General features: G+C 52.7%; 11 protein-coding genes. 10 read left to right on the forward strand and 1 reads right to left on the reverse strand.

The genetic code is table 11. From position 1 onward, the window contains the following. Positions 1-58: 58 nt before the first annotated feature. The 10 genes from ACFQ88_RS09435 (at position 59) to ACFQ88_RS09480 (ending at position 8,839) form a co-directional block, all read left to right on the forward strand. Positions 59-724 (forward strand): RraA family protein, encoded by a 666-nt coding sequence (locus ACFQ88_RS09435; protein WP_239633209.1) that lies wholly within the window; start codon positions 59-61, stop codon positions 722-724. Positions 725-747: 23 nt separating this feature from the next. Then, positions 748-1,089: a UxaA family hydrolase gene (locus tag ACFQ88_RS09440; protein ID WP_239633210.1), complete on the forward strand. Its 342-nt coding sequence runs from the start codon at positions 748-750 to the stop codon at positions 1,087-1,089. 64 nt (positions 1,090-1,153) lie between these two features. Then, positions 1,154-2,371 (forward strand): UxaA family hydrolase, encoded by a 1,218-nt coding sequence (locus tag ACFQ88_RS09445; protein ID WP_379453928.1) that lies wholly within the window; start codon positions 1,154-1,156, stop codon positions 2,369-2,371. Between the two features lie 6 nt (positions 2,372-2,377). Then, positions 2,378-3,148 (forward strand): SDR family NAD(P)-dependent oxidoreductase, encoded by a 771-nt coding sequence (locus ACFQ88_RS09450; protein ID WP_379453929.1) that lies wholly within the window; start codon positions 2,378-2,380, stop codon positions 3,146-3,148. Between the two features lie 206 nt (positions 3,149-3,354). Then, positions 3,355-4,335: a 2-keto-3-deoxygluconate permease gene (locus ACFQ88_RS09455; protein ID WP_379453930.1), complete on the forward strand. Its 981-nt coding sequence runs from the start codon at positions 3,355-3,357 to the stop codon at positions 4,333-4,335. Positions 4,336-4,620: 285 nt separating this feature from the next. Continuing rightward, a complete protein-coding gene (locus tag ACFQ88_RS09460; protein ID WP_239633214.1) occupies positions 4,621-5,178 on the forward strand; it encodes a TetR/AcrR family transcriptional regulator in 558 nt (185 codons plus the stop codon). 273 nt (positions 5,179-5,451) lie between these two features. Further along, a complete protein-coding gene (locus ACFQ88_RS09465) occupies positions 5,452-6,831 on the forward strand; it encodes an MFS transporter (RefSeq protein WP_379453931.1) in 1,380 nt (459 codons plus the stop codon). A gap of 29 nt (positions 6,832-6,860) precedes the next feature. Continuing rightward, a complete protein-coding gene (locus ACFQ88_RS09470) occupies positions 6,861-7,187 on the forward strand; it encodes a luciferase domain-containing protein (RefSeq protein ID WP_239633216.1) in 327 nt (108 codons plus the stop codon). Positions 7,188-7,320: 133 nt separating this feature from the next. Continuing rightward, positions 7,321-8,244, forward strand: a complete 924-nt coding sequence (locus ACFQ88_RS09475; RefSeq protein WP_379453932.1) for a DMT family transporter — start codon at positions 7,321-7,323, stop codon at positions 8,242-8,244. A 259-nt stretch (positions 8,245-8,503) separates the two neighbouring features. Then, entirely contained in the window at positions 8,504-8,839 is a 336-nt protein-coding gene (locus ACFQ88_RS09480) for a hypothetical protein (protein ID WP_379453933.1), read from the forward strand. Between the two features lie 1,322 nt (positions 8,840-10,161). Here the strand turns inward: ACFQ88_RS09480 and ACFQ88_RS09485 are convergent. Further along, positions 10,162-11,835, reverse strand: coding sequence for a ribonuclease J (locus ACFQ88_RS09485; RefSeq protein WP_239633221.1), 1,674 nt, complete (start codon positions 11,833-11,835; stop codon positions 10,162-10,164). Positions 11,836-11,861 lie beyond the last annotated feature (26 nt).

Raw genomic sequence — 11,861 nt, forward strand, 5'->3', positions numbered from 1 at the left:
CACCAATATAATAAAAATGAAAGCGCCACTATTATTACAACAGCGGAGGTTCCTGACTATGAGCATACCACAGAATGATCTGGAATTATTTGAGCTTATGAAGCGTGAGCTTTACACGCCTGTCATTGGAGATATTTTGGACGATCTCGGACGATATCATCAGATTTTGGCTCCGGCCATTCAGCCTATGAAGGAGCATATGGTGTTGGCGGGACGCGCCATGCCGGCCGTGATGATCGACGTATACGGCAAGCAGGACAAGCCGTTCGGGCTGTTGACCGAAGCGCTCGATCAATTGCAGCCGGGTGATGTGTACATTGCGAGCGGCGGTGACATGCGCTGTGCTTATTGGGGCGAAATCTTGACCGCTACGGCCAAAGCGCGCCAGGCGGCGGGCGCTGTCGTGAACGGCTACCATCGGGATACGCCGAAGGTGCTTGAGCAAAATTGGCCTGTATTTTCGCGGGGGCGCTTCGCGCAGGATTCCTCGGTCCGCACGAAGGTGATCGACTATCGCTGTCCGATCGAAGTGAACGGCGTATGGATCAACCCGGGCGATTTGATTTTTGCCGATTTGGACGGCGTGCTTGTTATTCCTCGAGAGCTGGAAGCCGAGGTTATCGAACGAGCTTTGGAGAAGGCAAGGGGAGAGAAATTGGTCCGCAAGGAAATTGAGGCGGGGCTGACCAGTACGGCTGCATTTGAAAAATACGGCATTTTGTAATGCGTAACAAGGGAGGAGTTCAGGTGAGCGACAAGTTTCGGCAAGCTAGTTTTCAAATTCATCACGACGATAACGTCTGCGTGGCTTTGTCCGATCTGGAGCCCGGAAGCGTAACGGTTCACGGCTCACCGGCGACGAGCAGCATCGACATAACGGATCCGGTGAAGCAGGGGCACAAAATGGCAAGCCGCCCTATCCGCGAAGGCGAGCCGGTGATCAAATACGGCGTGGCCATCGGCATTGCCATCCGCCCTATTGCCGCCGGAGAATGGGTGCATCTGCAAAATTGCAAGAGCAGCTACGATAAGAGATCGTCCACCTTGGACGTCGAGTCCGGAGCGCCTACCGACATGCAGTATCTGTAGTCATAGGCAGGGCTTAAGCGTCACGCAAGGGTCGGATACTTTAACAGCTGGAGAGGTGAGACATATGACAGGACAATCGATTCCATCCTGGAAGGGCTACCTGCGCAAGAACGGTTCCAAGGGGATTCGAAACAAAATATTGGTGATGTACACGGTAGAGTGCTCTTCCTTCGTCGCCAAAGAAATCGGCAGCCATTACAAGCATTCCGATATCGACGTAGATGTCGTCGGCTTTGCCGGCTGTACGGATAACGAATATGCGCTCAGAATGATGATCGCTATGATCCGTCATCCGAATATCGGAGCGGTGCTGACCGTAGGGCTCGGCTGCGAATATTTGCAGGCGAAAAGCTTGGCCGAGATTGCGAAGCAGGAAGGAAAGCCGGCTTCATGGATGCTGATTCAAGAACGCGGAGGCACCTTGAAAACGATCGAGGAAGGGAAGGCCGCCATCGAGCGGCTGCATGAAGAGCTGCAGCGGGAGACCGTGCTGACCGACATGAGCTTGGCCGACCTCGTCATCGGCGCCGAATGCGGAGGCTCCGACTACACATCGGGTTTGGCGGGCAATGTGGTCGTCGGCCGTCTGTACGATCTGCTGGTCGAAGCGGGAGGAACGGCGATTTTCGAAGAGATAGTGGAAGCTATCGGACTTCGGGACATCCTGCTGGAACGTGCTGCGAACGATACCGTAAGAGCGGATTTGGGCGCTACCTACGATAAAATGCTCGATTATTGCAAAAGCGTGCGGCAATATTCCGTGTCGCCGGGCAATTTCGCGGGCGGGTTGACCACGATCGAGGAAAAGAGCATGGGAGCGTTCGTCAAAAGCGGCTCCAAGCCGATCGAAGGCGTGCTCCGCGTGTCGCAAAATGCGCCGCATCCCGGCCTCTGGCTGCTCGACAGCACGCCGGACCCGCATTTTATGGGCTTCGGATACACGAACCCGAACGATAACGAGGGCTTGATGGATTTGATCTGCAGCGGTTCCCATCTCGTGTTTCTTGTGACGGGACGAGGAACCGTTGTCGGCAGCGCCGTCTCCCCGGTTATTAAAATTACGGGCAACGAAACGACGTACCGCCGCATGTCCGACGATCTCGATTTCTGCTCCGGCGCCGCCTTGACGGGGGAGAAATCCATGGATGCGCTGGCGGAGGAGCTGCTGCAGCTCGTTGTCGCAACATGCGGCGGACAGCAGACCAAGGCGGAGAAGCTGAAGCATAAGGAATATTACATTCCGTACAAATACCAGAGCACAGGGACGAATTGTGAGGGATAAGACGACATGATAAACTATCAGGATATGTTCAGTCTCGCGGGCGAACGGGCGATTATTACCGGGGGAGCTACAGGACTCGGGCTCGCCATGAGCCAATGCTTCCGGGCCGCAGGAGCGGAAGTCATTATGGTAGGCTCCGGCAGCAGTGAAGAGAGAGAGCGGCTCGCCGAGGAAATGGGCGAAGGGGTACATTACCGCTCCTTCAATGTAGCGGATACGAAAAACACCGAGAGGTTCGTGCAGGAAGTGGAGGAGACGATCGGGCCTGTCTCCATTCTTGTCAATAATGCCGGCAACCACTGTAAAAAGCCGATCGAGGAAACGACAGACGAGGATTTCCAGGCGGTTATGGACGTTCATCTGCTGGGCGCGTTCTCGCTGTGCCGGGCTCTGATTCCGCGTATGAAGCAGAGAAATAAAGGAAATATTATTTTTCAGGCTTCGATGACCTCCTTCATAGGACAGCCTAATGTCATCGCTTACTCTAGCGCGAAATCCGCTTATCTCGGCATGGTGCGCACGCTCGCTTCCGAGACGTCGGCCCACGGCATCCGCGTGAACGGTATTGCCCCCGGCTGGATTGAATCGGCCATGCTTCGCAAAGCATTGGACGGGGACGAGCCGAGAACGCAAAAAATATTGGGCCGCACCCCGATGAAAAAGTTCGGCGAGCCTCACGATATCGGCTGGGCCGCCGTATATCTTGCTTCACCTGCCGCGGCCTTTGTCAACGGCGCCGTGCTGCCGGTGGATGGCGGAGCCTTGATCGGCTTCTAATCAGAAATGACGGTAAGGTTAGAAAGTGAGCGGCCGCTGTGCGGTTCCTCTTTTCTAACCACATTAACGTAATAAGATTTCCGGGCTCACCGGATAGTTTGCACATAGGATGGCCCGGGATTGCCGGATCGTTCACCGATTGTATTGAAAACGCTTCATGTTTAACGGTCAAGTATCCGCTTCATCATACCGAAAGGGTGAACTTCATGAAAATTAAACAATCCGTAGAAAAAATACCCGGAGGGATGATGCTCGTACCGCTTCTGCTGGGGGCCATCCTTCATACGTTATTTCCGAATATGCCTACGTTCTTCGGTTCTTTCACCGAAGGTCTGTTCAAGGGAGCGCTGCCGTTTATCGCTCTGAACATCTTTTGTCTCGGGACCCAGATGGATTTCCGAGTCACCCCGAGAATCGTCAAAAAGGGCGGAGCGCTTATCATCTCCAAAGTCGGTATTGCCGCGATCGTCGGCGTAATTGCCGGGCAATTCATCGGTGACGGGATGATCATGGGAGGCCTATCGGTGCTCGCCATCATTGTCGCCATGAACGATACGAACGGCGGCTTGTATATGTCCTTAATGAACCAGTTCGGCAAAAAGGAAGAAGTCGGGGCGACCACGATCATGGCTTTGGAAACGGGGCCGTTTATTACAATGGTTACGCTCGGTATCGCCGGGATTTCGGTATTCCCTTGGCCATACCTCGTCGGCGCTATTCTTCCGCTTCTGCTCGGCATGATTGTCGGGAATCTCGACCCGGATATTCGCAGCTTGTTCAGCAAAGGTAACGCGATGCTCATTCCGTTTATCGGATTTGCCTTGGGCAGCGGCATCGATCTGAGCAAAGTATACCAAGCGGGCATTACGGGCATTGTATTGGGCATCTTCGTTGTCGTAGTAACGGGAGCCGCATGCATGCTCGCGGACAAATTGACCGGCGGCAGCGGGATTGCCGGCATCGCCGCCGCTTCGACTGCAGGCAACGCGGCCGCCGTGCCAGCCGTTATCGCCGCTGCGAATCCGAAATACGAAGCGGTCGCGCCTTCGGCAACCGTCGTAATCGCATCGTGTGTCATTGTAACGGCGATTCTCGTTCCCATTTTGACGGCATGGTGGGCCAAACGGGTCAACCGGCCGGGGTCGGGACAGAGCGACGAGGAGCAGGTGCAAGCAGTGAGTATGTAACGGACAAGCTCCGTGTTGAAATACTACAGTTCAGGCTGTCGGAGATGATAATATCTCCGGCAGCTTTTTTTCAATTCCATTACGGTTGTAAAGGGGCTGCTGTAATGTGTTTGAGCGAAGCTGTGCCGGCCTATTGACTCCGAATGAAAAATGGAATAATATTGAACTCGATGAAAGTAAGTACTTGCATTCAAATTGCACGCTTCATGCTTCCCATTGTAACTTCAACAGATTCGGAGGAAGGAGGAATACAACATCAGCACCAATCCAAGCAGCAGCGACAAATTGCTAACAGCCGTCATCGATTTGGTTGCACAAAAAGGCTACAACGGCGTATCGACGAAAGAAATTGCAGCAGCCGCCGGTGTGAACGAAGTGACGCTGTTTAGGCTGTTCGGAAGCAAACAGAATCTTCTGGAGACGGCGTTTCACCATTTTCATTACACGGAAGAGATGACCCGCTTGTTCCAAGAGAAGCTTGTATGGGATTTGCACACGGACCTGCTGCTAATCAGCCGCACGTATCACGAGCTTATGAACCGCAACCGCAAAATCATTCAGATCGCTCTTAAGGAAGGCAGCGTGTTTGCCGGATTCAGGGAAAAGGCGAATAAGCATCCCCGGAAATTAAAGGAGCTGCTGAGCGGCTATTTTCAAACGATGCACGAAAAGGGACTCCTGATCGAGACCGATCCGGAGCTGCAGGCGCAGTCTTTCATGTGGATGAACTACGGCGCTTTTATTAGCAATATGAACTCGGAGGATGCATCGTTTCCTTCCGTTTCGATGACCAACTTTATTGAGGGAAGCGTCAGGACTTGGACCCGAGCGTTGACCCCTTAGATGCTCGCCATGGAGAAGCTTGCGACTCTTTTGCGACTCGTAACACCGATTGAGCGTAATGGTCCATTTGCTGCAGAGGAGAATGACTTCTATGAGAGGTCATTCATCTCCTTAGTTAGCATTCGCGGTTGCTCCTCAATGAAAGCTTCACTACACCTACCTCTATATACGAATGCTTTATTTTTGAATGGCTTCGATAGAGGTTTTTTCTAAAACTATATGCAAGCAAGTACTTGCGTTCATTTTTTTGATTGACGAGAGGAGTTTTCCAGTATGGAGACTACAGTCCAGAGGCAAGAGCTGGCAGGAGAAAAATTGATCCGCATCTTGATGTTCACGCTAACGCTATCTTCGATGAGCGCATTGAGCTTCAACATCGTTTTACCCGATATCAGCAAGGAGTTCCACTTGTCCATCGCTCAAGTAAGCTGGCTCTCGTCGGCATACACGCTGATCTATGCCGTAGGTACCGTCACCTACGGGAAGCTGGCCGACCGGTTCAAGCTTAAAAACGTACTGACGATCGGCTTGCTGCTATTCGCTGTCGGATCGCTGATCGGGCTGGCCTCTTCAACGTTCTGGACGGCACTGCTCGGACGATGCGTGCAATCGGCAGGCGCAGCGGCCATTCCGGCCATCGCTACCCTCATTCCCGTGCGATATTTTGCTCCGGAGCGCAGAGGAGCCGCTTTAGGCATGTCGGCCGTAGGTCTCGCTCTCGGCGGCGCTCTGGGTCCGGTCGTATCCGCCCTTATCGTGAGCATCGCGCACTGGCGCTGGTTATTTTGCGTGCCTTTGCTTATTTTGCTGACGATCCCTTATTACCGCAAATATTTGCAGGATGAGCCGGTGGCGAAAGGAGCCTTCGACTGGCTCGGCGGAATGCTGCTGGCTGTCGCGGTAGCCTTAGTCCTCGTTGGTGTCACGAATGGAAGCGGATGGTTCATTATAGGCGGACTGCTGGCCGCGGTTTTGTTCACGGTACGGATACGTGCCGCAGCGGAACCCTTCGTGCGGCCGGGTATGTTCAACAATAAACGCTACACGCTCGGCGTCATGATTTCCATAATGATCAACGGAATCGGCGTTTCGCTCTATTTTCTAAGTCCGCTGCTGCTCTCCCGCGTCCACCAGCTTCCGCCTTATTGGATCGGCTTCGTCATGGTGCCCGCGGCCATTGCCTCTGCCTTGTTGGGACGAAAAGGCGGGAAGCTCGCCGACAAGAAAGGGAATGCGGCCTTATTCTTCATTGCATCCGGTTTGCTGACGACGTGCTTTGTCCTGCTGTCGACTTTTACCGGCATGTCCCCGATATTCATCGCTGCGTTTCTTCTATTCGGCAATGTAGGGCAATCGTTTATGCTTATCGCCATGTCCAATGCCATTTCAAGATCGCTGCCGAAGGAGCAGGTCGGAGTAGGGATGGGCATGTTCTCGATGCTGAATTTCATTATTCAAGGGATGGCAACCGGTATTTACGGGCGCTTGGCGGATGTCCATGCAGAAGGTTCATGGAATCTTTTGAACACGGCTCCGGCCGGCTCCGTTTTTAGCAACATATATCTCGTTCTTGCCGGACTGCATGTGTGCATTCTGTTATTCTACTATGTCCAGTTCGGGACAAAGCCAACTGTTATTCCAGCCAAAGGCTGATTACATTAAATTAAGGAGGACTGGTTTCTATGGTACACAAGCAGACGATTCGAGAACTGCTGGAGAGGGAGCTTCTTTCCTGGGAAGGAGTGAGCGTTCATCCTCACCGGTTCGGAGGCATTGAGTTCCAATATCTTGGCAAGGAGCTGGGGCATCTGCACGGGGATTCCATGGCCGACATGCCGTTTCCGAAGCAGCGCAGGGATGAGCTTGTTGCCGACGGGCGCGTGCAGCCGCATCACATGTATCCCGAATCGGGATGGGTTACGTTCTATATTCGCGGTGCGGAAGAGGTGCCGCGTGTGCTGGAGCTGTTCCAAATGCAATACGAGCGTATACGGAACAAGACAAAATGACGGAGAAATAGTTCCATGGGGAGCTATCAGGGCAATAAAAAAAAGGAATTAGCTAACGAGAGTAAAGCGGCGTATAATAGGGTTTCAGCGGCTCGCATTCCGAGCCATCGTTACTACAAGGAGACGCTATTTTATGTCAAAACTATCCAGAACTCATACCGTGCTGCTTATATTATTTCTTGTGCTCGTGTGGGGAATTAATTGGCCGATGTCCAAGTTTGCCTTGACTTATATGCCGCCTGTGCTGTTCTCTGGTACGAGAACGCTGCTTGGAGGACTTCTTTTGCTGATTGTTGCCATCCCGAGGCTGGGGCGCTTGCGGTTTCGTGAGACATGGCCAATTTATATCGTTTCCGCTGTCGTGAACGTCATCTTGTATTATGGCCTGCAAACGATCGGGCTGAATTATTTGCCGTCCGGCTTGTTCTCCGCTATCGTGTTTCTTCAACCGGTGCTTGTCGGTCTATTCTCATGGTTGTGGCTTGGTGAGCAAATGAATGTCGTGAAGCTCATCGGACTCATTCTCGGCTTTGCCGGAGTCGGCGTCATCAGCAGCGGCGGGATGTCAGGACCGATATCCGTTCCGGGCGTGCTTCTCGCTCTAGGTTCGGCTCTAAGCTGGGCGCTCGGGACGATTTTTGTTAAGAAGACCGGTCCGCGGGTCGATCCCATTTGGCTCGTGACGCTGCAGCTGATTTTCGGCGGATTGCTCATGACAGCCGTAGGCTCGGGAGTCGAGAAATGGTCCGACGTTTCCTGGCAGCCGGCTTTTGTCGCTAGTCTGCTGTTCATCTCCATCTTTGTTATCGCCATCGGCTGGCTTGTATTTTATAAGCTGATCGATTCGGGTGAGGCAAGCAAAGTCGCATCGTATACGTTTCTCATTCCGATGGTTGCCATACTGACCGGCACGCTGTTTCTCAACGAGCCGTTCACGCTGTCCCTGCTGGCCGGGCTTGTGCTGATTGTAATAAGCATCTATTGCGTGAACCGGAACCCCGCCGCGGCGAACAAGATTCGAATGTCTGTCGGCTTAAGCAAAAAAAGCTCACCATGATTTGCCGGCAGTGGTCGGATGCAGATGCAAGGATCGAGGGTCGCAACGGGTTGCCGGGGCGGCCTTTTTGGTATTCATTTCGCAAGGGTTCCGAGGTCATTCTCCGACGATAAAATGGATATTTGGAGATGAAAATTCCACTCGATGCCTTCGCTCATTCTCGTAGTTTTTTATCATTTATTTCCATGCGGATTTTGCTCGAATAGCTACATGTTTTTCTACAAATCCTTTTAATGCAAGCTATTCAGGAGGTGCTCCCATGTCGGATTCCAACCAACAGCAAGATGGACAACAAATGGGCCAACAGCAAGACAAACAACAACAAAACGGTCAACAACAAAACGGCCAACAACAAAACGATACACAGCAGCTCGAGCAGGCTATACAGCAGGCTGCCCAGCAAGCTCAAAGCATCGCTCAGCAAACCGAGCAGGTAACCAAAGAGATTCAATTGCAGCAAATCGAGCAGCAGGTTCAGCAGTCCTCGCAGCAGCTTCAAGAAGCTCAACAAACGCTTCAGCAAATGCAAGGGAACTCGGGCCAGCAGCAGCAGCAGGACCAGCAGCAAAATCAACAGCAAGAGCAGCAGCAGTAGCAGCAGCAGTAGAGTAGTCCTGATACCGAACTAAGCACCCGATAAAAAATGAGCTTCCGGTGAATAAACCCTATGGTTTCCGGACATCATACTATCAACGGTGAAAAGAGAGGTGTGGTTCCGTTGGGCGATCTAACGAGCAATACCAGGAAGGTGTTAGAATCTAAATAGAAGCGAGGGGATGTGCCGCAGAGACGTTATTGTAGTACCCATACTGCATAGTGGCTTGGTGGTAAAACCTGAGGTTCAAAAGAGGTTCAAAACCGTTATCCAAAATTCAATTCACCGTTGAAAAGAGCCCGCAAGGGCTCTTTTTCTTATGGGTAGAGGAGTCGTGGGCTGCAGCGATACAAATTGGTTCAGGCGGCGGCTGTCCTCTACGTGCAATGCGCGCCGGAGCGAGTAGCGCCACGTGTTACTCAAGTCTCTCTCGCTATGCTCTCTGTGCCTGTGCAGTTTTGCATGACGGCAGGCAACCTAGAATCAACGTAACCTCTACTCCACTCAGGTTCCTTAAGCCTGAGCTTCTTCTCAATTGCCTCCATGTTGAGCAGCGGATACAGCTGATGGATTAAAGTTAACAATGGAGTTTGGTGTACGCAGCATCGGATGGTGAAGTGGATAATGGAGCTCGGTGAACGCAGCATCGGATGGTTAATGTGGATAATGGAGCTCGGTGAACGCAGCATCGGATGGGTAAAGTGAATAATGGAGCTCGGTGAACGCAGCATCGGATGGGTGAAGTGGATAATGGAGTTCGGTGAACGCAGTTTCTGTGGGGTAAAGTAATTTTGTGTACCCGCTGGGCATCGAGTACATTGAGCATTGAGCACAACTCACGCAACTGATCGGACACAGCTTCCGCTATTATGCAAAAAAACGCCGTTTTTGGCGTCGATCGGACACACAAGCCGTTATTGCCCTGAAAACCAGGTGTAATCAGGCCATTTTGAGTTAATAGCGGATCCTGTGTCCGCAAGGCATCCGTTTTGACGCTTTTTTCGTGAAATAGCGGAACTACGGTCCGCATGGTCTTCCGGGTAAGTGCGGCAGCAATTACTCAACAACGAATCTGTTCGGGGGATCCCACAGTGCGGTTGAACAAACAGCCTCGAAAACTGCTGCAACTGCCGAACAAACAGCCTCGACAACTGCTGCAACTGCCGAACCAGTAGCTACAACAAAAAAAGCACTCCCTAGGTCAGAGAGTGCTTTTTCTGCAGGCCGGTGATCCTGCTCAAATCGGTAAGGAGCACCTGTTTTAATTTTGATTTTGAGCCAATGTCTTCGTCCCTTATGTACTGAGGCAGGTGTCCTAATCCTCAGATCTCCATAATAATCGGGAGGATCACCGGACGTCTTCCGGTCTGCTCGTACAAGAATCGGCCCAGAACATCTTTGACGCTAATTTTGAGCGAGCTCCATTGGTGGATGTTCTCCGCCTTCATCTGGTTAATTCTCTCGGAGACCAGGCGGCTGGCTGAGCTCATGAGCTCTTCCGATTCGCGAACGTACACAAAGCCGCGGGAAATAATGTCCGGCCCGAGCAGGATCGCGCCTTCCGTCTTGCTAAGCGTCACGACCACGACAAGGATGCCGTCTTCGGCCATATGCTTCCGGTCGCGCAATACAATATTGCCGACATCGCCGATGCCCCAGCCGTCTACGAGCGTGTTGCCGGCGGCTATTTTGCGGTCCTGCCGCGCCGTCTGATCCTCGATGTCGACGACATCCCCGTTGCCAAGAATGAAAATATGGTCGGGATCTACTCCGACAGATTCGGCCAGCACACGGTGCTGATGGAGCATGCGGTATTCCCCGTGGATAGGGATAAAATACTTCGGCTTCATGAACGTGAGCATCAGCTTGAGCTCCTCTTGGCTCGCGTGCCCGGATACATGCATGCCGGTGGTGGACCCGGAGCCGTAAACGACCTTGGCTCCCAGTCGAAACAAGTTATCGATGATCTGCGATACATTCCGCTCATTGCCCGGTATGGGGCTGGCCGCGAGGATGACCGTATCTCCCGGCGAAATTTGAATTTGGCGATGACTCGAGGACGCCAATCGGGCGAGAGCGGCCAACGGCTCTCCCTGGCTCCCCGTACAAAGGATGGCGACTTTGTCGGGACTAAGGCTCATGACCTCGCCCGGCTCGATCAGCATACCCTCGGGTATGCTTAAGTAGCCGAGCTCGGCGGCGATCTTGACCACGTTCACCATGCTGCGGCCAAGCAGGACCAGCTTGCGGTTCGTGAGAGCCGCCGCGTCGACGACTTGCTGCAGGCGGTGCACGTTGGAGGCAAAGGTGGACAGGATAATCCTTTGCCGCGCCTTGATAAAGGCTTCCTTAATATGCTCGCCTACGTTGCTCTCGGAAGGTGTGAAGCCGGGACGCTCCGCATTCGTGCTCTCGGACAATAGAGCGAGCACGCCGTTATTGCCGATTTCCGCCATCCGGTGAACGTCGGGATATTGATGATTGACCGGAGTAAGGTCGAACTTGAAGTCGCCTGTATGCACGACGACCCCTTCCGGCGTGTGGAACACAATGCCCAGGCAATCCGGGATGCTGTGGTTGGTTCTAAAGAAGCTCGCGGTAATAGACCCGAAACGAAGGGTCGAATCCGCCGTAATTTCCGTCAGTTCGCTATCGGCAAGCAGCCCGGCTTCCGTCAATTTAATTTCGATGAGGCCTTTGGTTAACCGCGTCGAATAAATGGGCATATTCAGCTGCTTCAATATATACGGGATTCCGCCGATATGATCTTCGTGCCCGTGGGTAATGATCATACCGCGAACTTTGGAGCTGTTTTCCTTCAAATATGTAATTTCCGGAACGATGAGATCGATGCCGAGCAAGCTCTCATCCGGAAATTTAGAGCCGCAATCGATGACGACGATGTCGTCGGCGTATTGAACGACATACATGTTTTTACCGATTTCATTTACGCCTCCCAAGGCAAAAATCGATAGGGTACCCTTCTCACGGTTCAAGCGCTGATCCCTCCGTCTATAAGGAC

The organism is Paenibacillus sp. NPDC056579 (assembly GCF_042793215.1).
In the GTDB taxonomy this organism is placed as follows: domain Bacteria; phylum Bacillota; class Bacilli; order Paenibacillales; family NBRC-103111; genus Paenibacillus_S.